The sequence below is a fragment of the Mucilaginibacter lacusdianchii genome, assembly GCF_009770985.1.
Taxonomy (GTDB): Bacteria; Bacteroidota; Bacteroidia; order Sphingobacteriales; family Sphingobacteriaceae; genus Mucilaginibacter; species Mucilaginibacter lacusdianchii.
The window spans coordinates 55,459-76,654 of sequence record NZ_WSRW01000002.1 but is presented as its reverse complement, the minus strand read 5'-3'; the positions used below and the strand labels follow the sequence as shown (position 1 = coordinate 76,654).

General features: G+C 40.6%; 16 protein-coding genes and 2 tRNA genes. 7 read left to right on the top strand and 11 right to left on the bottom strand.

Annotated features, from left to right (window positions below; all coding sequences use genetic code 11):
* Positions 1-2: 2 nt before the first annotated feature.
* Complete coding sequence (locus GPM24_RS07365) at positions 3-2,282, bottom strand: GH92 family glycosyl hydrolase (RefSeq protein ID WP_158826129.1); 2,280 nt, start codon at positions 2,280-2,282, stop codon at positions 3-5.
* Positions 2,283-2,792: 510 nt separating this feature from the next.
* Positions 2,793-3,377, bottom strand: coding sequence for a hypothetical protein (locus GPM24_RS07360; protein ID WP_158826128.1), 585 nt, complete (start codon positions 3,375-3,377; stop codon positions 2,793-2,795).
* A gap of 226 nt (positions 3,378-3,603) precedes the next feature.
* Between GPM24_RS07360 and GPM24_RS07355 the strand changes: the two genes are divergently transcribed.
* Positions 3,604-5,292, top strand: coding sequence for an RluA family pseudouridine synthase (locus GPM24_RS07355; RefSeq protein ID WP_158826127.1), 1,689 nt, complete (start codon positions 3,604-3,606; stop codon positions 5,290-5,292).
* A 62-nt stretch (positions 5,293-5,354) separates the two neighbouring features.
* On the opposite strand, the gene GPM24_RS07350 is transcribed toward GPM24_RS07355, so the two are convergent.
* The 5 genes from GPM24_RS07350 to GPM24_RS07330 all read right to left on the bottom strand — a co-directional run bounded on the left by GPM24_RS07350 (position 5,355) and on the right by GPM24_RS07330 (position 8,471).
* A complete protein-coding gene (locus tag GPM24_RS07350; RefSeq protein WP_158826126.1) occupies positions 5,355-6,536 on the bottom strand; it encodes a metallophosphoesterase in 1,182 nt (393 codons plus the stop codon).
* A 123-nt stretch (positions 6,537-6,659) separates the two neighbouring features.
* On the bottom strand, positions 6,660-7,385 hold the full coding sequence (locus GPM24_RS07345) for an SDR family oxidoreductase (protein ID WP_158826125.1): 726 nt from the start codon (positions 7,383-7,385) through the stop codon (positions 6,660-6,662).
* A 287-nt stretch (positions 7,386-7,672) separates the two neighbouring features.
* Positions 7,673-7,758: transfer RNA gene (locus tag GPM24_RS07340), tRNA-Leu, on the bottom strand.
* Positions 7,759-7,805: 47 nt separating this feature from the next.
* A tRNA-Gly gene (locus GPM24_RS07335) sits at positions 7,806-7,878 on the bottom strand.
* 101 nt (positions 7,879-7,979) lie between these two features.
* Entirely contained in the window at positions 7,980-8,471 is a 492-nt protein-coding gene (locus tag GPM24_RS07330) for a regulatory protein RecX (RefSeq protein ID WP_158826124.1), read from the bottom strand.
* Positions 8,472-8,528: 57 nt separating this feature from the next.
* Here GPM24_RS07330 and GPM24_RS07325 point away from each other — a divergent pair, with 57 nt between their 5' ends.
* Both GPM24_RS07325 and GPM24_RS07320 read left to right on the top strand, forming a co-directional pair.
* Complete coding sequence (locus GPM24_RS07325) at positions 8,529-10,997, top strand: bifunctional UDP-N-acetylmuramoyl-tripeptide:D-alanyl-D-alanine ligase/alanine racemase (RefSeq protein WP_158826123.1); 2,469 nt, start codon at positions 8,529-8,531, stop codon at positions 10,995-10,997.
* Between the two features lie 14 nt (positions 10,998-11,011).
* Positions 11,012-11,605 (top strand): DUF502 domain-containing protein, encoded by a 594-nt coding sequence (locus GPM24_RS07320; RefSeq protein WP_158826122.1) that lies wholly within the window; start codon positions 11,012-11,014, stop codon positions 11,603-11,605.
* A 54-nt stretch (positions 11,606-11,659) separates the two neighbouring features.
* Here the strand turns inward: GPM24_RS07320 and GPM24_RS07315 are convergent, their stop codons facing one another.
* Together GPM24_RS07315 and GPM24_RS07310 are read right to left on the bottom strand one after the other, a co-directional pair.
* Positions 11,660-12,907, bottom strand: a complete 1,248-nt coding sequence (locus GPM24_RS07315; protein ID WP_158826121.1) for a TCR/Tet family MFS transporter — start codon at positions 12,905-12,907, stop codon at positions 11,660-11,662.
* 73 nt (positions 12,908-12,980) lie between these two features.
* Complete coding sequence (locus tag GPM24_RS07310; protein WP_158826120.1) at positions 12,981-14,213, bottom strand: TCR/Tet family MFS transporter; 1,233 nt, start codon at positions 14,211-14,213, stop codon at positions 12,981-12,983.
* Between the two features lie 92 nt (positions 14,214-14,305).
* Between GPM24_RS07310 and GPM24_RS07305 the strand changes: the two genes are divergently transcribed.
* Complete coding sequence (locus GPM24_RS07305) at positions 14,306-16,264, top strand: TlpA family protein disulfide reductase (RefSeq protein ID WP_158826119.1); 1,959 nt, start codon at positions 14,306-14,308, stop codon at positions 16,262-16,264.
* A 104-nt stretch (positions 16,265-16,368) separates the two neighbouring features.
* Here GPM24_RS07305 and GPM24_RS07300 read toward each other — a convergent pair whose 3' ends face one another.
* The gene (locus tag GPM24_RS07300; RefSeq protein WP_158826118.1) at positions 16,369-17,076 is read right to left on the bottom strand and encodes an LOG family protein; all 708 of its coding nucleotides are present in this window, start codon (positions 17,074-17,076) and stop codon (positions 16,369-16,371) included.
* 25 nt (positions 17,077-17,101) lie between these two features.
* The gene (locus GPM24_RS07295; protein WP_158826117.1) at positions 17,102-18,586 is read right to left on the bottom strand and encodes a sodium:solute symporter; all 1,485 of its coding nucleotides are present in this window, start codon (positions 18,584-18,586) and stop codon (positions 17,102-17,104) included.
* A 172-nt stretch (positions 18,587-18,758) separates the two neighbouring features.
* Here GPM24_RS07295 and recR point away from each other — a divergent pair, with 172 nt between their 5' ends.
* Genes recR through GPM24_RS07280 form a run of 3 tightly spaced genes read left to right on the top strand, consistent with a single transcriptional unit; the run spans position 18,759 to position 21,016 of the window.
* On the top strand, positions 18,759-19,376 hold the full coding sequence (gene recR / locus GPM24_RS07290) for a recombination mediator RecR (protein ID WP_158826116.1): 618 nt from the start codon (positions 18,759-18,761) through the stop codon (positions 19,374-19,376).
* A 1-nt stretch (position 19,377) separates the two neighbouring features.
* A complete protein-coding gene (locus tag GPM24_RS07285; protein ID WP_158826115.1) occupies positions 19,378-20,217 on the top strand; it encodes a glycosyltransferase family 2 protein in 840 nt (279 codons plus the stop codon).
* Positions 20,201-21,016 (top strand): SDR family oxidoreductase, encoded by an 816-nt coding sequence (locus GPM24_RS07280; RefSeq protein ID WP_158826114.1) that lies wholly within the window; start codon positions 20,201-20,203, stop codon positions 21,014-21,016. The genes GPM24_RS07285 and GPM24_RS07280 overlap by 17 nt, the downstream gene beginning before the upstream one ends.
* Positions 21,017-21,196 lie beyond the last annotated feature (180 nt).

The window sequence follows — 21,196 nt, the reverse complement described above, 5'->3', positions numbered from 1 at the left end:
GCTTAGTTCATATTTGGCATTTGGAAAGACGGTGGGAGTGATGAGTCAGATGAAGCCCAGCTTTTGTTGGGATGAGCCCCCATTACTAATTCAAGCTTGCCCCCATTCATTAATTCTTGATGAGAGAACCACGATTTATTCCAAACTTTGCCATTCAATGTGGCTGATTGAATGTACTTGTTTTCGGGGGAATAGTTTTTGCAAAGCACTGCAAATGTTTTTCCGTTACCCAAATTGATAGTTGCGCTTTGGAACGCCGGGCTACCAATTACATACATAGGCAAGCCAGGCGTAACCGGGTAAAAGCCGATTTGTGAAAAAACAACAAACGAGGTTAAACCGCCACCATCTTCATCACCCGGAATACCCATTAGGTCGTTTCTGAACCATTCTTTTAACAAATTGCGAACACGTTTTTGCGTACGCCATGGCTGACCTGCGTAGGTGTATAAATATGGTATGTGCATAGCCGGCTCATTTCCCATTGAAAACTGACCTACGTTACCAGTATGGTCACCAAATTGGTGGTAAAAGTCGGGCCGGCCTTTGCCCAATGGGGTGCTAAACATGTTTTCCAAGCCATCTACAAAGCTTTGTTTTCCACCCATCATGGTTACCAAATCGCCTATATTATGTTGTACATCCCAACGGTACACGTAGCCATTGTTTTCGTCATATGCTTCGCGGGCACCGATACCGCTCGAATACCGGTAGTCAAACGGTTGTATAAATTTACCTTGCGCATCTTTTGGATGAAAAAACTTAGTGTCCGGATTGAACACTTTGTGGTAGTTTAAACTTCTGTTCAAAAAGTATTTGGCGTCGTCTGCTTTGCCCAAATTTTTAGCGATGTTTCCCAGGCACCACTCGTCGTATACCGTTCCCAGGGTTACTGCTATTGGTTGTCTTTTTTCCCAACTGTGCACTTCGGGTACAGTTTCTTTTTCGCCGCTGGCTAGTGCAGGGAAGTAGCCGTTATCTTTATAGAATTGATCAAGTGAGCCAGCTTTTTTCCCCGACCATGGAGCAAGAGTTTTCTCGGTTATAGCTGCCTTGCAATATTGATAGGCTTCCTCCAAATTAAAAGATCGCAAACCTTTGTTGTATGCATCTATAACTGTAGCTACACCATGATTACTGTTCATGCGTCTGCTATCACCAGTTACCTCCGGGAACGTAGGCATCCAATGGTTTTGCATTTGGCTGGCCATCCGCAAATACGAGTTAATCATATCCGATTCTTTTTTTGGTTCAATGATAACTCTCAGTGGATGTACCGCCCGGTAAGTGTCCCATACCCAGTCGTCCGTATAAAATGGCGTTCCTTCGTCATTATGCACTTTTCCATCATAAGCACTAAAGTAACGGCCATCTTCCGATATGCAAATCATGCGTTCGTAAGTGCGATACAGGGAGGTGTAAAAAATGGTCTTCGCATTTTCATCAACGCCCTGAACTAATATTTTGCTTAAAGTATTATTCCATACTTGGCGGCCTTTATCAGCAACCGCCGCCAGATCGTAGTTTTTAATCTCGCGTGATAGATTTTTTTGCGCCTGCTCTTCATTGATGAAAGAAACACCGTACCTAACATGTATTACAGGTGTTTTAGCAGGATATTTTATTGCTAAGAAAGCATCTTTACCTTGTACATATTGATTTTTTGAATTTATAATACCGCCATCTACTTGTCCGGATGCCACTGGCTTGATGTCAGTCTCAGCGTAGATATATACTTTTGTATTGTTATCTAAAAGCTGATAACCACTCACTGAATTACCCTTTACCGTCAATCCACCCTCTCTGGTGTTCAGGATTAGATAAGGAGAAGTGTTGTTGGCCTCAAAACGAATTTCGTAAATGCCAGACTGCTGAGAAGGAGCATATCTTACATTTATATTGTAATCATCTAAATCTACCTGGTAATAATAAGGCTTAATTATTTCATTATCATAACCGTAATTAACAACGCTTTTAATATTCGAAATATCACCTTGATATGGACTAAGATTAAAGGCCGAGCTTCCACGGTGGCTTGTAATCATTAATGGCAACCCATTTATGGTGTTGCCGGTGAAGTTTTCTCGCTCAGGATAAACCCTTAAAAGACTATTCGGCAAGTGAACTGTTGGATAAGTAGGCACCAATAAGTGACTTATATTTCCAATGTAAGGATTAACATAATCAATGGGGTCTTTTTTTACTTGTGCATTCGAAATATACGATGAACAACAAATAGATAATAGGAAGACGCAAAAAGTACGGCGTTTAAATATTTTCATGGCGTTTCAATGATTGTTCATAGATAGTAAAGATTATTTGAAACGACATTAAAAATTATGTAATTGATTTGTGTTGACACCAATTTCCTCAAGATAAGAGATAGCAAATTGTCGAACAAATGATAATATTACGTGAAAACGATGTCATGCTACAAAGCAATTTATGATGGATAAGTACTCATAGCGAAATTCTAAAGAAATATTCTTTTTAACTAATGAGTATTATGCGTAAAGGTCTTCTGCAGAAGTGCTTACACCAATATGAGAAATAAGTAATTTATAATTGTGCTTCTGATTAATCATAGCGCCCAAGTTAATCAGGCTAGTAAGTTTGGACTAACCGATCTTTATTTTGCTCAACAACTTAACGACACAGATATTTTAATTCGCTTTTAAATGGTAAGCAAAGTGAATAAGCTGGTAAAATTAAAAACAGAAGAGGCTGAATATTATAATTCATCCTCTTCTGTAAAATAAGGGGTGCTTAATATTCCTGTAAATTAACCGTTATTAACGGCGTACATCCCCTCTAACTTTGGCGGCTGTTCCACGACCCGGAAGGTAAATCTGTAAACCAAAGTTTAAATTTAATGTACTTTGGTAACCGGCATTGCCAAAACCGGCAACACCATTATATTTAAGTAAGGTTTCTAGTCCAATATTAGGCGTAATAAAATACGCAAAACCTGGTCCGAACCCAAAATCTAAACCATTGGTATGTCCGCCGCCATCACTTACGTTAATGCCACCAATACCAACATTTGCTTCCCCAAAAAGGCGTCCGTGACGCAGTACAGCCACATCTGTACCAGTGTAATACCTGCCCAGTGTACCTACGCCATAAGTAACGGTAGTACTGGAGTTTTTGGCCGTTTGCAAACCAAAATTCACATAACCACCCAGCGCAATGTTATCTTGAATAAACCATGCAGCCTTAGGGGATATGTTAAAATTGAAAACCTTTGCGTCATCCAATCCTAAACTAATGTTGGAGAAATCGCCGCCAACCAATACATTGCCTTTCTGGATTTGTGCGCGAGCAGAAAAGCTTAGTGCAAAGGCTGTAATAAATGTAAGTAGAGTAAATTTTTTCATAACTGTATTTTAAAAAGATTAATTATTACTTAACTATGCTACAGTATTTAGCACCTATAGTTTTAAAAAGATGTAGTATTTAATAAAAAGGTCACCTAATTATAGAGGCTAGTGATGTGTTGTATGGGTTGTTGGTTTATAATAAGGTATAGTGAATTGCAAAAAGATTACATCGCTTTTCGATTAAAGAAATATTATTTTTGCAGTTTACTCTATACAGCAGCAATTGGATTCGAATAGTCAAAGCAGAGTTACTTATTTTCAGGACAACGTAGCAAAAGGTGTAGCCTTACCGGAGCGATTTACTTTTCCCTTTTATTATGAGCCGCATCCGTTAACTCAAATTGCAGCTGCTGAATTGCAACAATATCTTGAAACGCAAACTGAGTTAGATCACAACTTTGGGCTTGTTATAGAGCAAGAAGGGATGGTTATCGGAAAAATGTTTGGCGTATTAGTGGTGCAGGATACTGAAAGTAAACTGGGGTACTTGTCAGCTTTCTCTGGTAAGTTGGCAGGCTCAAACGATCATCCAAAATTTGTACCCCCTGTTTTTGATATGCTGGTTGAGAACAGTTTTTTCTTGAAAGAGCAAGAAATTCTAAATACCATTAACGCTCAGGTAAAGGAAATTTGGTTAGATGAAAAATATACGCGTTTAAGGCTGGAGTTGGAACAGTATAATACGCAATCTGAAAAGGAAATTTTGGCTTTTAAAAACCAGTTGAAGATCAATAAAGCCGAACGTAAAAAGCAACGGGAAGAGCAAAAGAAGTGTTTGAACGAACACGATTATGCACTGCTGGAAGCTTACCTGATTAAGCATAGCTTGCATGATAAGCATCAACTTAACGTACTGGCAAATAAATGGAAGCTGCTGATAGACGAAAAGCAGGCGGAGATAGCACAATTTGATGTTAAAATCGAAACCTTAAAAAATGAACGTAAGGATCGATCGGCTGCTTTACAGCAACAGCTTTTTGACCAGTATGTATTTTTGAATGCAAAAGGACAAATCAAGAGTTTACAAGATATTTTTAGCTCAACCGCCTTTGGTAAGCCACCTTCGGCAGCGGGCGAATGTGCCACGCCTAAGCTATTACAATACGCCTTTGCTAATGGTTACAAGCCGTTGGCCATGGCCGAGTTTTGGTGGGGGGCTGCACCAAAATCTGAAATAAGGAAACATAAACAGTTTTACCCGGCTTGCACCGGCAAATGCAAACCCATTTTAGGGCATATGTTAGAAGGAATGCTGGTTGACGAAAACCCGCTTTTGCTTAACCCGCTGGAGCATGGCAAACTGGATATAATTTATGAAGATGATAGCTTTGTTGTAGTAAATAAGCCTGCCGGATTGCGGTCTGTGCCTGGTGTAGATATTGAAGACTCGGTGTATAGTCGGCTTAAATATAAATTTAAGAATGTTGAACCGTTGATTATCCACCGTTTAGATATGGGTACCTCAGGGCTTTTGGTGGTAGCTAAAACGGTAGAAGCCCATAAAGACATTCAAAGGCAGTTTCTAAAACGTACGGTAAGTAAACGTTACACGGCACTGTTATCTAAAGTAATAGAACAATCGGAAGGAGAGGTTGAACTTCCATTGCGAGGCGATTTTTTTAACAGGCCAAGGCAACTGGTTTGTTTTGAACACGGCAAAAGAAGCCATACTATATGGAAAGTAGTTGAACGCACAGAAGCATCAACCAAAGTGCATTTTTGGCCGCTTACCGGACGTACGCACCAATTGCGTATGCACGCAGCTCACGAGTTGGGACTTAATGCGCCTATTGTTGGTGATGATTTGTATGGTACTGCTGCCGAACGGATGTACCTGCATGCAGCAGAACTTACTTTTGTACATCCTAAATCTAAAAAGACGGTTAATTTTAAGGTACCAGAAGATTTTTGAACGGGTATTATAATTAATGGCAGTAATTGCTGAGTCCAGCCATTGCAGTTAAGCTAATTAAATTACAACTGGCGCTTTAATGTAATTACTGCTATTTCCGGCCACATGCCAATTCTCCCTTTCAAGCCGAGAAAGCCGAACCCTCGGTTAACATATAAATAGCGTCCTTTTTGCTGATAAAGACCTGCCCATTGTTTATAAACATACTTTATAGGGCTCCACTTGAAGCCAAACAGCTCGATACCAAATTGCATACCATGTGTGTGCCCAGAAAGCGTAAGGTGAATGTGTTGGTGGTGATCAAGAATTACGCCTTCCCAATGAGAGGGATCATGCGACATTAAGATCTTAAAGGCTTTATCGGGAACACTGGCGGTGGCCTTGTTCAAGTCGCCGTATTTGTGAAAACCACCTTTTCCCCAATTTTCTACCCCGAGCAAAGTAATTGACTGGCCATTCTTTTGCAGGGTAATTGCTTCATCTAACAGCAATCGAAATCCAATTTCGGCGTGTATTTGTTTCAATCGGTTTAAATTGGCACGTTTGGCCTCGGTCGATTCCCACCTGATATAATCGCCGTAATCATGGTTTCCTAATACCGAAAATTTACCCATTGGCGCTCTTAATTCTTCAAAAGCAGGTATCCATCTATCCATTTCAGATGCCTGGTTATTTACTAAATCGCCTGTAAATAAAATAACATCGCTGTGCTGTGCGTTAACCAGGTCAAGTCCTTTTTGCACTCCATCTGCATCAGAAAAGCTGCCGGAATGAACGTCGGTTATCTGCGTAATTGTAAAACCATCAAAGGCTTCTGGTAAATCTGTAAAATAAAGTGTTTCACGCCTTACCCGGTAAAAGTGCCGTCCGCGGGTGAGGCCGAATAGTACGATTAAGAACAATACAGTAGCTATACCAAACGTTAATTCACTTACCCAAATGGCTCTTGGCGGAAAACCTCGAAAAAGTCGGGTGATATCTTCCACCAGCAAAATAGGGAGCGAAAACAAACGAGGAACAAATGTTAGCAGCATAAGTCCCATTAACCAGGTAAATAGTGTCTGCTGGATACTCGATCCGCGTTGAACAAAAATAGCCGCTACAATACCACTCATCAACAACAGATCGATCAGCCAATAGAACCATATAAATGTGCTCGAATTTGAAAGAGTTTTTACCGTTTGGTAAAAGTATATGTCAGTAACAAGCCAAAGTAAAAAAATTAGGGGAAGCCTTTTTGCCATTTGTAATATATGTCAATACCTTCTTAAACGGGCATTTCTGTAAGCAGACGATTCAACGCCGAAAATATTTTAAAAAATGCAAAATAAATTTAGCTTCCCCATAATGGCAACGTGATTTTCTACTTAACTTGGGTTAAGCTTGCTAAAGTACTCGGCTATACTATCGTTATTAGCTTTTACCCGTCCTTCGCTGGTACCAAACGTGAGTTCGTTACTGCCATTATGCAATTGTTCAAATATTGACTGAATAAATTCGCTTACTGGGGGCGCTGAATTGTGTATGCCTTGTCCGCCAAGATCGGTTTTTATAGCAGGTGGTACAATTTCAATTACCTCAATGCCACTGTTTTTCAACTGATGCCTTAATGTAAGTGTAAATGAACGGAAAAACGCTTTGGTAGCACTATACACCGCAACTTGTGAAAAAGGAACAAATGCCAACCCTGAAGTAACATTCATGATAGTAGTAAGTGAGCCCAGCTGAAGGAAAAGATTGGTTAGGTGTAAAGGCGCTAGTATATTGATGCTTACTTCTTGACTGGCTTTATTAAAAAATCCTTCATCAGTAATTTGCATCCAGTTCTGAATGCCGGCGTTATTCACCAAAACGTTAAGGTCGCCATGGTTTTCAGCTATCCAGTTATATAGGTCAATCCGATCGGCTTCAACAGAAAGGTCACATTGCCGGGTAATTAAACCCGGAAGCTTACCTGCTGCTTCTTTAAGCGCTTCTTCACGTCGGCCGCAAATAATAACCGTATTATTCTCTTTAATAAATCTTTCGGCTAGTCCAAATCCAATGCCGCTTGCTCCGCCAGTAATTAAAATTTTATTGTTCGATAATTTCATAAGAAGGTATAAATAAAAGAGTTTTTGATGTTTTGTATCTTTTAGATTCTCTAATGCTTTTCATTAAATACTCAGTTCGGGAGAAGTTCATCCCGACAGCTTATAAAAACGAAATTCGATAAACTGTTTTAAACTTATCAAACGGACTAAAACATCTAACTGTTTAATGACAATTCTATTTCTGGCTGTATTACAGGAAGAAGGGTAGTGTATGATTGAAAGATAAGTGACTAATGCTTAACTTATGCGTATAAAAAAAGGGAACACTTTATGAAGTGTTCCCTTTGTACTCGGGGCGGGAATCGAACCCGCACGATCTTTAAGGATCACAGGATTTTAAGTCCTGCGTGTCTACCAGTTCCACCACCCGAGCAGGTGATTAACCTTTTCAAAAATAAATCCCTTTTAGAAAGGGATTTGAGCGAAAGACGAGATTCGAACTCGCGACCCCGACCTTGGCAAGGTCGTGCTCTACCAACTGAGCTACTTTCGCATTTAACGTTGAGGGCTTATTTTTAGGTAACCCCCTTCCGTTTTGGTGATGCAAATATAGGCACAAATTGATTCCTTCCAAATTATTTTCTTAAAAGTTTTCTAACTTTTTGATAACTCGCTGGCTTTCAAAACATCATTTATCAAATCATTTTCAAATCCCCGGCTCATAGCATACTGTTGAAGCTTATAACGTCGTTTATAAGGATCATTCTCCAGTATTTTATCCTGCTTTTTTTCTAAAATGCGTTGCAGTGTATTTAAATACTCGTCGCCGTCAATACTTAATAATGCTTTAGTGATAAGTTTATCTGATACACGTTTAAATTTCAAACCTTGCTTAATTTTGATACGGCCCCAACCTTTTTGTCTGAACTTACCAACCGTGTATGCTTTGGCAAAACGTTCTTCGTTTAAAAAGTTGGTGGCTATTAGTTGGCTAATCACACTTTCTACGCCAGTAGGGTACATGCCTAGGTCATAGAGCTTATCGCGCACTTCCTGTTGTGATCGTTCCTGATAGGCGCAAAAATGTTCGGCTTTGGCTAAGGCGGTTTTTTCGTCGGTTATTCTCTTCTTTTTCGGCTCATCCATGCAAACCAAATTTACCAAAAATTCTTCTCTTTACATAAATATAGCCAACTTCGTACCATGCTCAGCAGCCAGTATTCTATCAAAGACCTTCAACAAATAATTCATGCAAAGGGCACAATTGTCCGCGAAAATTCTATCAATTACCTGGCAACAGATAGCCGGCAGATTAGCAACGCGCCTGACAGTTTATTTTTTGCGTTAAGTGGTCGGCGTGATGGTCACGAATTTGTAAATGAAGCCTATAATGAAGGTGTGCGGAACTTTGTAGTTACCTATCAACCGGCTGGCGACTTTCAAGGGGCAAATTTCTTGATAGTTGAAGATGTACTGAAAGCCTTGCAAGCGTTGGCCGCTTATCACCGCAAGCGGTTTAACATACCGGTTATTGGTATAACCGGTAGTAACGGCAAAACCATTGTCAAAGAATGGCTATACCAGGTAATGGCCGCCGGTAAAAACATAGTGCGTAATCCAAAAAGTTACAATTCACAAATTGGCGTTCCACTATCCGTGTGGCAAATTACGCAAGATAACGACTTGGGCATTTTTGAAGCTGGTATATCAACGGTCAACGAAATGGATGCATTGGAAGCCATTATTCAGCCTACGGTTGGTGTTCTTACGCATATTGGATCGGCCCATGATGAAGGTTTTGAAAGCCGGAGCCAAAAAGTATTGGAAAAACTAAAACTTTTTAAAAATGCCGGCTTGCTAGTGCATAATTACGACCAACTGGTAGAGTATAAAAGCGAGCTACCAGCATCGCTTAAAACTTTCACCTGGAGCTTAAAGTTTAAAGAAGCTGATTTATATGTGTTCAGCGAAACCATTATATCCAAGCGGTTTTACCTGCGGGCAATGTTTAAAGGATATGAAATTGAATGTTTAATTCCTTTTTTGGACGAAGCGTCTGTAGAAAATGCCATCACCTGCTGGGCTACGCTACTGGCTATGGACTATAGCGCCGTAGAGGCTGACATAAAACTGGAGCGATTAGCGCCTGTAAGTATGCGCCTGGAAATGAAAACAGGGATTAATGATTGTTCGGTTATTGACGATTCATACAATTCTGATATCCGCTCACTCGAAATCGCCTTAAATTTTTTGCAACAGCAAAATCAGCACCCGGTCAAAACGCTGATCTTGTCGGACATTTTTCAGTCAGGTCTGCAGGAGGATGTTTTATATCAACAAGTAGCCGAGCTGGTGAAAAGTAAAAAGGTTGATAAGTTTATAGCAGTAGGCGAAGCCCTATACCGGCATCAGGATTTATTTGAATTGCAACATAAGCATTTTTATAAGGATACGCAAGAAATGCTGCGTTACCGTAAGCAGCTCAATTTTAATAATGAAGCGATATTAATTAAAGGATCCCGCAGTTTTGAGTTTGAACGCATTAGTCGTGCGTTGTCACAAAAGGCACACGAAACCATGTTGGAGATTAATCTTAATGCTTTGTTGGGTAATCTTAATTTCTACAAGTCGAAACTTAAGCCAGGCACAAAATTAATGGCCATGGTTAAAGCATTTAGCTACGGCAGCGGGACTTTTGAGGTAGCCAACATACTGCAATACAATAAGGTTGATTATCTGGCTGTTGCTTACATTGATGAAGGTATAGCACTACGTCAGGCCGGTATCAAACTGCCAATTATGGTGCTTAATCCTGAACTTGCAGCCTTTGACAAACTAGTTGAGTTTAAGCTTGAACCCGAAATTTACAGCTTCAATTTGTTAGACAGGTTTATAAAATTCGCTCAAATTCAAAATATTAAGGGCTATCCGGTACATATTAAAATTGATACCGGTATGCACCGCCTGGGTTTCGAAGATCATGAAATAGAAGTACTTTACGACTTGTTGGAAGATAATCCGTACATCGAAGTGCAATCGGTATTTTCACACCTGGTTGCCAGTGATGCCGAGGCGCATGATGCATTTACCCAACAACAGATCAAAACCTTTAAACGGGCCTTCACCTTAATTGAAAAAGCGTTAGGCTATCCGGTTATCAAACATATTTGCAATACGTCGGCCATTATACGCTGGCCCGATGCTCATTTTGATATGGTACGCTTAGGAATAGGTTTGTATGGCATTGATGCTGCTGTGCCCGAACACTTAAATGGCCTGCAACCCATTGCTACATTAAAAACCAGCATTTCGCAGGTAAAAAGCATTATGGCAGGCGATACCGTAGGGTACAACCGGAACGGTAGCTTAATAAAAGATGGCAAAATAGCTACTGTGCGTATAGGTTATGCTGACGGTTATTTACGTGCTTTTGGCAATGGTGTTGGTAAGATGCTAATAAAAGGTGTGGTAGCACCTACCGTAGGTAACATTGCCATGGATATGTGTATGATAGACGTAAGCGCAGTGCCCGACGTGAAAGAAGGAGATGAGGTTATTATTTTTAACGAACAGCAAACCATTGAAGATTTAGCCCAACAAATTGGCACCATTCCGTATGAAATTTTGACGAATATTTCTCAACGGGTAAAAAGAGTGTACTTTTATGAGTAAAATTGCACCCGCTTATGAACAGGGTAGCCCGAATCGTACTTAATTATTTTATAAAAGGTTTACTGGTGGTAGTGCCGCTGGGTGCTGCTGCATTTCTCATTTTTTGGGCTGTTTCCAGCTTGGATAACGCTTTGAATTTAAGTGATGAGCTTTGGGTGAATCCCAAAACCGGTAAGTCGGTGTATATTCCGGGTTTGGGTATATTAAGCGTGTTGGTGATCATCCTGATAGCCGGTATTTTAGTAACCAATGTTATTACTGATCCTATCAAAAATTGGTTCAACCGGTGGCTAAGCCGTCTGCCTTTATTTAAATTTTTATATTCATCCATTAAAGACTTGACAGAGGCTTTTGTAGGTGAAGAAAAAAAGTTCAACGAGCCTGTATTGGTTGATGTAGGTAACGGCGTTAAAAAGATTGGCTTTCTAACACAAAAAGACCTTACTAAACTGGGTTTGCCCAGCGATGTAGCAGTATATTTTCCTTATTCTTATTCCTTCGCAGGTCAGGTCGTAGTTGTGTCCGCCGACAAGGTTACACCTATTGATCGAAGCGCCGCCGAAATTATGAAATTTGTTATCTCGGGTGGTGTAAGCGGATTGGAATAGCTAATTGGTAGTGTTCTATTGGCGCCTGTATAAAGATCTTCAATTAAGGTTAGCTTACAATTTATCCTTTAACGGAACAGATGCATTTCTAAAGTTGCGCATAGCAATGAAAGTACTAATCAGCATTAATATTGCTCCTGCCAGATAAGGTGCGCCAGGAAAGTATAGTGCTGATAAATGCTTGTCAGTAAAGTGCGAGAATAGTGATGTCATCAACAAAGGACCAATAATGGTTGTGACACTAACTAAACTGGTTAAAGCACCTTGCAACTCTCCCTGCTCATTTGCCGGAACCTGGCTGGTTATTAAGCCTTGTAAAGCCGGGCCCGATATACCGCCCAAGCAGTAAGGTATCATATATAAATACATCTGCCATCCATGATTGGCAAAAGATATCAGTGCTAAACCAATGGCGTAAAATAGTAAGCCCGAAACGATGCTTTTTTCCTGTCCAAATTTGGGGATGATAATGCGTATCAAAAATCCTTGAATAGAAATCAGCAAAGCACCAATAAAAATCCCTAAACTGCTGATACTGTTTAAGCTCCAATGAAACTTCTCGACTAAGAAAAATGGCAACACCGACTCAATCGCTTTTTGCGCAATATAAACCAGTGTGAAGGCGCTTACTAAACCAGTAATGGCAGGATACAGTCCTAACCGGCGTAAAGAAACAATAGGATTAGCCCGTTTCCACTGAAAAGGTCGCCGGTTTTCAGGCGCCAGAGACTCAGGCAACACAAAAAGCCCATACAAGGCATTAAAAAACGCCAGGCCCGCAGCAATTATAAAAGGAAGCTTTATATGTATGGCGCCCAGGTATCCTCCTAATCCGATCCCTAGAACAAAGCCTAATCCGGTTGCGGCGCCTACCAGACCAAAGTTGGCAGCGCGCTTGTCGCCAGTACTTACGTCTGCAATGTAGGCGGTGGCTGTGGTATTACTGGCACCAGTAATGCCTGCAATAATACGGCCTATAAACAGCCACCAAATGGTTGGGGCAAAGGCCATGAATAAATAGTCGACTCCGAAACCAAACAATGATCCCAACAAAACAGGTCGCCTGCCATAACGGTCACTTAAATTACCCAGCACCGGCGAAAACAGGAATTGCATGGAGGCGTAAGCAAACGTAAGGTAGCCGCTGTATTGTGTGGCTGTACTGTTGTTGATATGCCCAAGTTTCTGTAGTAGTTCAGGTAGTACAGGTATGATAATACCTAAGCCCAAAACGTCTATAAAAATGGTTATAAAAATAAAGCCTAGTGCTGCAGGGCGTTTAGACTGTGCGGGTTGATTCATAAGTAATAGTCAACTGGCTTTTGCCATATCATAAAGGCAGTTATATTGATATTGTTTTGGCATGTTAAATCTATTAAGCGACTTGCTTTGCACGTCTAAAACTACGAATGGCAAGCACGGTACTCAGCAGCATTAAAACAGCACCCATCAAAAATGGTGCTCCCGGAAAAATGACAGGTGCTTTTCTGTCGGTAAACCAGGCAAATAAAGTGGTCATCAGTGGCGGACCTATAATAGAAGTGACGCTGATTAAGCTGGTTAAGCCACCTTGAAGTTCACCTTGCTCATTTGCCGGGACTTGCCCGCTGATTAAGCCTTGCAACGCAGGGCCGGCAATGCCACCTAAACAATAAACAACAAGAATGGCAAACATCATCCAACTTTGATTAGCAAATGCAAAAAGCAACAAACCTATCGTATACAACATCAAACCATATACAATACTTCTTTTTTGCCCAAATTTTGGAATAGTATAGCGAATCAATAAACCCTGAACCAAGCCCGACATGACACCCACGAACCCCAGTGAGTAGCCAACCAAATCTTCTTTCCAGCTAAAGCGCTCCATCGTAAAAAAGGTCCATGTGCTCTGTACAGCATGGGCAGCTATGTAAATCAATATTAATGAACCTACCATTCCACTGATGGCCGGATACTTTTTAAGTTGAAGTAATGACCCTATTGGATTAGCTCTGCGCCACTCAAATGAACGGCGATTTTCTTTCGCTAATGATTCGGGTAGTATAAAAAAGCCATAAATAGCATTTATTAAAGCTAAACCTGCTGCAGCTAAAAATGGTAGCTTGGTACTAAACTGTCCGAGTAAGCCGCCTAAAACTGGTCCAATTATGAAACCTAAGCCAAATGCTGCGCCAATAATTCCAAAGTTTTGTGCACGCTTTTCTGGCGTACTTACATCGGCAATATAAGCAGATGCTGTAGTGAAACTGGCTCCGGTAATACCCGCAATTATACGGCCCACAAACAACCACCAAATAGAAGGAGCAAAGGCTAAAAATGTATAATCAATGGCAAAACCTAATAATGAGCCAAGCAAAATAGGCCGGCGGCCATACTTGTCGCTTAAATTTCCCAATACCGGTGCAAATAAAAATTGCATTACCGAGTAAGCAAAGGTTAGCCAGCCGCCCCAACGCGCAGCATCACTTAAATTGCCATGTATTAAATGTTCAATAAGCTTTGGAAATACCGGAATAACAATGCCGAAGCCGGTAATATCTATCAGTAGCGTAACAAAAATAAAGCCCAGCGCAGCTTCTCGTTTAGGTTGAACAAATTGGTTCATAATGCATTAGAAAACTGTAAAATAACGGTTTTTTGCTTTTACTTTTATTATTAAATAATTTATTCATACATTGACTAAAATATTAGTTTACTATGAAAAAACTTAACCTTTTGTTTGCGTTGCCAGGCGTTATGGCAGTGCAAACCGCAATTGGTCAGGCTAATTCACATCTGATTTTATCGGATGCCTATCCAAAGCCTGGCGAAAAAATCACACTTACTTATAACACTGCAGGTACACCACTTGAGGGTGAGAAAAATCTGAATGCAATGGTATACTATCTGGATAACAAAGACTATCCAGCAGCCGACATTAACTTTAAACCAGTTGGCAAGTTGCTAAAAGGTGAAATTACTGTTCCCGCCAGCGCCAAGGCGTTTATGGTCCGCATTTACAAAGATGAAAAAGTAGATGACAACGGCGAAAAAGGTTATGTTTACATGGTTTACAATGGCAAAACGCCAGTACCTGGTGCTTACGCTTCAAAAGCGTATGTGGTATATAGTGGTATGGGATCGGCTTTAAGTAAAATTAAAACAGATCAGGATCAAGGGCTGGCACTCATGAAGCAAGAGGTTGCCGCTAATCCACAATCAGAGAAAGAATATCAAGCCAATTACTACGGTTTGTTAAGTGCAAAAAACGATCCCGAGTCGGTTACCTTACTCGATCAAAAATTGAAAGTGTTGGCTGCAAGCGGCGATGAAAAAGACATGCTTTTGGCGAGTAACCTTTACCGCCGGGTTAAGAAAACAGCACAGGCCGATTCACTGACAAACGTTATCAAAGCTAAATTTCCAAATGGTCAGTTCAGCAAAAACGATAAAGTGATGGCTTTTAACCAGGAAAAAGATCCGGTTAAAAAAGAGGCCTTATATAACGAATATGTAAAAAGCTATCCCGAAGACGCGACTGAAAAAAGAAGTATTCCAGACAATTTTAGAAGCCAAATAGCATTTGCATACCTGCAAGCCGGAAAAAATGAGGATTATAATCGCTGGGCTTCTCAGGTGAAGGACAAAGGTATGTTAGCTAGTGCGTTAAATAACAAAGCATACGAGTTGGCTAAAACAGGCGAACGTTTAAATGAAGCAGCGGCGATGTCGAAACAATCTTTGGACATTACGCAAGCTAAACTGGCAAATCCGGGTACGCAGCCTTATGCTTCGCCATCAAGTCTGAAAAAAAGTATTCAAAGTACCTATGATATGTATGCTGATACCTATGCATTTATATTATTAAAACAAGGTAAAGCTAAAGAAGCCTTGGCTTATGAACAGCCGCTTTACGACAAAGAGAAAGGCAAAGATGCAGAATTGAGCGAGCATTATGCTTTAATGCTGCAAGCCGCAGGTCAGCAGGCAAAAGCCAGAGAGGTTATGGAAACAGCCGTGAAAAACGGTAAAAGTTCAGAAAAAATAGACGCTGAGCTAAAAGCCAGTTATATTAAAAGTAAAGGCTCTGAAGCAGGTTTCGATAACTATTATGCGTCGTTAAAAAGTACATCAGATGCGGCTTTGAAAGCAAAGCTGGCTAAAGAAATGATTAACCAACCTTCGCCAGCTTTTGCATTGAAAGATTTTGAGGGTAATACTGTATCGCTGGCTAGCTTAAAAGGAAAAGTAGTAGTGGTTGATTTTTGGGCTACCTGGTGTGGGCCGTGTAAAGCATCTTTTCCGGGGATGCAATTGGCTGTCAACAAATACAAAGAGAATCCAAATGTGAAGTTTTTATTTATTGACACTTGGGAAAACGGCGACAATTATGCCGACGGCGTTAAGAAGTTCATTGCTGACAATAAATACACTTTCAATGTTCTGATGGATGAAAAAGGCGAAGATGGTCGTCAGTCAAAAGTGGTAAGTACCTTTAAGGTGGATGGTATTCCTACCAAATTTGTGATAGATGCCAACGGTAACATTCGCTTTAAACACGTAGGTTATTCTGGTAGCACCTCTGGTGTGCTGGATGAAGTATCTGCTATGGTTGATATGACATTAAACCCTGATGCAGTGAACGCTGCTCAGAAGGTTACTAAATTAGAAGAGTAATAAGCGAATTATAACATAAAAGGCGCTTACCTGATTGGTGAGCGCCTTTTTTATTTAGTCTAGCCATCGTTAAAGAATCGAAGCTTGGCTGAAAATAAATTATCTTAAAAGTTCGGTTTCAATAAATACTTATCATAGAAACGGAAAATGTGTTCCACTGCTTCTTCTGCAGTATCTACCAAACGATATAAATTTAAATCATCCGGACTGATGTTGTGCTCTGCGTTCAGCATCTTTTCTTCAACCCAATCAAACAACCCTTTCCAGTAATCCAAGCCCACAAACACAATAGGGAAGCGGGCAATTTTACCGGTTTGAATAAGTGTAATGGCCTCAAAAGATTCGTCCATAGTACCAAAGCCGCCAGGCAATACGATGAAGCCCTGTGAGTACTTCATGAACATTACTTTACGCACAAAGAAGTAATCAAACTCCAACAACTTATCACGGTCTATGTATTTGTTATGAAATTGCTCAAACGGCAGTTCAATGTTCAAACCCACAGATTTACCGCCAGCTTCGTAAGCGCCTTTATTGGCAGCTTCCATGATGCCGGGGCCACCGCCCGAAATTACGCCAAATCCGCGTTCAGTAAGCAGCCGGGCTGTATCTTCGGCCAGTTGATAGTATGGGTTTTCATTTTTAGTACGTGCAGATCCGAAGATGGAAACGCATGGACCTATCTTGGCTAACTTCTCAAATCCGTCTACAAACTCAGCCATTATTTTAAATATCGACCAAGAGTCGGTCACCTTTATTTCGTGCCAGTTTTGGTTTTGAAAGGCCTTTCTTATTTTTTCGTCACCTGTCATATTCTATTTTTCAAAAGTATTCTGATTATAAAGCTGCTATTTTCGTTTTCGTACGCGAAGTAAGCAGCAAGCCGGCAAAGGTAATTAATCCGTTGATAATGATTAGCTCATTATCAAAAACATATCCACCCAAAAGCTCTTTTGACGAGGTGCTTAAAAAGAAGCACACCGCCGGGGAGATTAAACAAATAAAAGGCACCAGTTTGTCATTCACTTGGCGCCCGCTCATAAACAAACCAAACGCATACAAGCCCAATAACGGTCCATAGGTATAGCTTGCTACCTTAAAGATGGCACTAACCACTGCATCATTGTTTACCGCATTAAACAAAAGAATGACCACAAGCATCAACCCTGAAAAAGCGACGTGTACATAATGTCTGGTTCTAACCATGCGTGGGCTATTTGTATCTCCTCTTTTATTGAAGTTTAAAAAGTCGACACAAAATGATGTGGTTAATGCCGTCAGAGCGGAATCGGTGGTGGCGAAGGTGGCCGCTGTTAAGCCCAGCATAAAAACAATGGCTGGTGCCACACCCAGATATTTTAAGGCTATAGTAGGATAGAGGTAGTCGGTTTTTTCGACACTAATGCCGTTTTTGGCAGCGTACAGGTACAGCAGTGCACCTACACTAAGAAAAAAGATATTGATGATGACAAATACCGTAGTGAAGCTGAGCATGTTTTTTTGTGCCTCGCCAATATTCTTACAACTTAAGTTTTTCTGCATCAAATCCTGGTCTAAACCCGTCATGGCAACTGTGATAAACAGTCCACCAAAGAATTGCTTACTAAAGTGAAATTTGCTGCTCAGAAAATCGTTCCAAAAAAATACTTTAGAATAGCTACTGTTTTTAATCGCCTCAGCCGCTTCAAAAATGTTGTAATTTAAACTTCGGCAAATGAAGTATATAGAAAGAAATACTGATGATACCAAAAACAGCGTTTGCAAGCTGTCTGTAATGATGATGGTTTTTAAACCGCCTTTAAACGTATATGACCATATGAGCAACAAGCATATAAGGACAGTTGCCCAGAACGGTATGCCATAGCTATCAAAAATGAATTTTTGCAATACAATTACCACCAGATACAGCCTGAACGCTGAACCAATAGTACGGCTAATCAGAAATATACTAGCTGCTGTTTTATAACTCCACTTGCCTAAAGCACTTTCAATATAACTGTAAATGGATGTAAGCTGCATGCGGTAATACAAAGGCAATAATAGTCCTGCTATTACCAGGAAGCCCGCAGCATTGCCCAGCACAAACTGAAAGTAAGCGAATTGATCGCCGCTGGCAGCGCCCACTTTGCCAGGTACCGAAATAAAGGTAACGCCGCTCAGGGCAGTCCCAATCATACCAAAGGCTACTAAATACCATTTAGAATTACGGTTGGCTACAAAGAATGTATCGTTGTCTGATGCTTTGCGCGATGTTAGGTATGAAATAAGTATCAATACCAAAAAATATCCAGCTATAAATAAAAGTAGTATTCCGGGAGACATGTAAATAATTTAAGGGCTATTGATTAGCATCTGCAAGCTAACAAAAACAACAGTAAGTGTACAAAAATGTAGTTATAAATGTTGGAAATTTTGTGTTAAAACTAGAGGCCCAAACGCCTTAATGACCTTGCTTTGACAGCAAAAATGGCTTATTTTTTTGTAAATTTGATGTATGAATTTTTCTTCAAAGTTGTTAGAAAATGCTGTAGCGGAGTTCTCTAAATTGCCAGGTATCGGCCAGAAAACTGCCCTTCGTTTGGTTCTGCACCTGCTTAATCAGGACAGGCCTGATGTGGAGCGTTTTAGTATGGCCATGACCAAACTGCGCAACGAAATTCAGCACTGCCGCGTTTGCCATAATATAGCCGATTATACTGTTTGTGAAATATGCTCGTCGCACAAGCGCGACCGTAATACCATTTGTGTGGTAGAAGATACCCGCGATGTGATGGCTATAGAGAATACAAATCAGTACACTGGTGTATACCATGTACTAGGCGGACTGATTTCGCCCATGGATGGAATAGGTCCGTCTGACCTGAAAGTTGACTCTTTGGTAGAGCGTTTACGGGCAAATGACGTGAAAGAAGTGATATTTGCCCTAAGTGCAACCATGGAAGGGGATACCACCATTTTTTATTTACATAAAAAGCTAAAAGATTTTAACATAACGCTTTCAACCATAGCTCGTGGCATAGCGTTTGGAGGTGAACTAGAGTACGTGGATGAGATCACACTGGGTCGGTCAATAACTACTCGTGTACCTTACGAAAATTCACTCGCCAAATAACATGAAGCTTTCTATTATCATTGTTAATCAAAATTATTGCAGGTTACTTAAGCAGGCACTGGCATCGTTAACCATAGCCGCCCAGCATTTTGATTACGAATTGATAGTAGTAGATAACGCTTCAATTGACAGGTCTGTGGAAATGGTGCAAACCGAATTTCCACAGGCCCGGCTTATCATAAAAGAGAAAGCTGTAGGGTATTCAAAAGCCGCCAACTCAGCACTTCAATGTGCCACCGGCGATTACGTACTATTTTTAGATCCGCATACCATTACCGGAGAAGATACACTCGATAAGGCTATTAACTTTATGGATGTTCATCCGCATACTGGCGCATTAACAGTGCGTATGCTTGATGCAGATGGGCATTTTATTCCCGAATCAAAAAGTGGTATTCCCAACGCTTGGGTAAAATTTTTTAAATACAGTGGGTTAACGCGATTGTTCTCCAAATCGCGCTTGTTTGGTCATCACTACCAACCAGGATGGGATGAGGAATTTGAAAACTCGGAAACTGATATTATTTGCAAGGATTTTATGTTAGTGCATAGATCAGTGTTGGATAAGGTAGGTCCGTTTGATGAGCGCTTTGCCCGTTATGGCATGGATATAGATTTATCATGCCGTATCCGTTTAGCCGGTTTTACAAACTACTATTTTGCTAAAACTTTTATACTTCATCAGCAGGTACAAAAGGTAAGTAAATATAGCTGGCAATATTTCAAAGACTTTTATGGTGCAATGCTTATTTTTGCTGCTAAATACTTGTTCAAAATGCCTGAATTGCCTATTAAAGGTGTAGGCGGCTGGACAGCCCCTTCATATGAATTTGAAAGATAAAATCGTAGTTATCACCGGAGCGTCTTCCGGTATCGGCAAAGCTCTAGCTTATGAATGTGCCCGTAGGGGTGCCAACCTGGTATTAGGTGCACGCCAATACGTTACACTTTGCCAAATTACTGAAAAGTTGCAGCAAGAGCACGGTGTAAAGGCAATAGCAGTACAATGCGATGTAAGTAATGAGGACGATTGTGCTTTCCTGATTAAACAAGCCGTTTTAACTTTTGGACGAATTGATGTGTTGATTAATAATGCAGGCATATCTATGCGGGCATTATTTAAGGACTTGGATTTGCAGGTACTGAAAACTTTGATGGATGTAAATTTTTGGGGAACGGTTTATTGTACGAAACACGCCATGCCCGAGTTATTGAAATCTAAGGGAACAGTAGTTGGCGTATCATCAATCGCAGGATACAAAGGTTTACCGGGGCGTACCGGTTACTCAGCATCTAAGTTTGCTATGAATGGTTTTTTGGATTCGTTAAGGGTAGAGAACTTAAAGACAGGCGTAAATGTGCTTACGGCTTGCCCGGGCTTTACGGCATCCAATATTCGTAACACCGCCTTAAACAGCGAAGCCAAACAGCAAGGTGAAACAAGTATGGAAGAGGATAAGATGATGACCGCGGATGAGGTTGCTAAAATCATCACCGATGGTATAGAAAATCGTGCACGTACTTTAATCATGACCGGGCAAGGTAAGCTTACTGTAACCTTAAATAAAATCTTCCCCGCTTGGCTGGATAAGTTGGTTTACAACGTGTTTACAAAAGAACGAGATCCGTTGCTAAGGTAAATCTCTAAATCTTCCGGAAAGAGGAGAGCTAATAACAAAATGTCGTCTCGAACGACAGTAAGAGATGTTTTGAAACACAACAGTCGACCTATCGCTTTCAAAAGATTTCTCGTTAGTACTCGAAATGACAATCTTGTTTATGGAAATTGAGTAAATTAAAAACCCTCCCGGGGGGAGGGT

What these genes read in the sequence shown, in the direction of transcription:
- GPM24_RS07365 (WP_158826129.1), bottom strand. Translation starts at nt 2,282, where the DNA reads ATGAAAATATTTAAACGCCGTACTTTTTGCGTCTTCCTATTATCTATT.
- GPM24_RS07360 (WP_158826128.1), bottom strand. Translation starts at nt 3,377, where the DNA reads ATGAAAAAATTTACTCTACTTACATTTATTACAGCCTTTGCACTAAGC.
- GPM24_RS07350 (WP_158826126.1), bottom strand. Translation starts at nt 6,536, where the DNA reads ATGGCAAAAAGGCTTCCCCTAATTTTTTTACTTTGGCTTGTTACTGAC.
- GPM24_RS07345 (WP_158826125.1), bottom strand. Translation starts at nt 7,385, where the DNA reads ATGAAATTATCGAACAATAAAATTTTAATTACTGGCGGAGCAAGCGGC.
- GPM24_RS07330 (WP_158826124.1), bottom strand. Translation starts at nt 8,471, where the DNA reads ATGGATGAGCCGAAAAAGAAGAGAATAACCGACGAAAAAACCGCCTTA.
- GPM24_RS07325 (WP_158826123.1), top strand. Translation starts at nt 8,529, where the DNA reads ATGCTCAGCAGCCAGTATTCTATCAAAGACCTTCAACAAATAATTCAT.
- GPM24_RS07320 (WP_158826122.1), top strand. Translation starts at nt 11,012, where the DNA reads ATGAACAGGGTAGCCCGAATCGTACTTAATTATTTTATAAAAGGTTTA.
- GPM24_RS07315 (WP_158826121.1), bottom strand. Translation starts at nt 12,907, where the DNA reads ATGAATCAACCCGCACAGTCTAAACGCCCTGCAGCACTAGGCTTTATT.
- GPM24_RS07310 (WP_158826120.1), bottom strand. Translation starts at nt 14,213, where the DNA reads ATGAACCAATTTGTTCAACCTAAACGAGAAGCTGCGCTGGGCTTTATT.
- GPM24_RS07305 (WP_158826119.1), top strand. Translation starts at nt 14,306, where the DNA reads ATGAAAAAACTTAACCTTTTGTTTGCGTTGCCAGGCGTTATGGCAGTG.
- GPM24_RS07300 (WP_158826118.1), bottom strand. Translation starts at nt 17,076, where the DNA reads ATGACAGGTGACGAAAAAATAAGAAAGGCCTTTCAAAACCAAAACTGG.
- GPM24_RS07295 (WP_158826117.1), bottom strand. Translation starts at nt 18,586, where the DNA reads ATGTCTCCCGGAATACTACTTTTATTTATAGCTGGATATTTTTTGGTA.
- recR (WP_158826116.1), top strand. Translation starts at nt 18,759, where the DNA reads ATGAATTTTTCTTCAAAGTTGTTAGAAAATGCTGTAGCGGAGTTCTCT.
- GPM24_RS07285 (WP_158826115.1), top strand. Translation starts at nt 19,378, where the DNA reads ATGAAGCTTTCTATTATCATTGTTAATCAAAATTATTGCAGGTTACTT.
- GPM24_RS07280 (WP_158826114.1), top strand. Translation starts at nt 20,201, where the DNA reads ATGAATTTGAAAGATAAAATCGTAGTTATCACCGGAGCGTCTTCCGGT.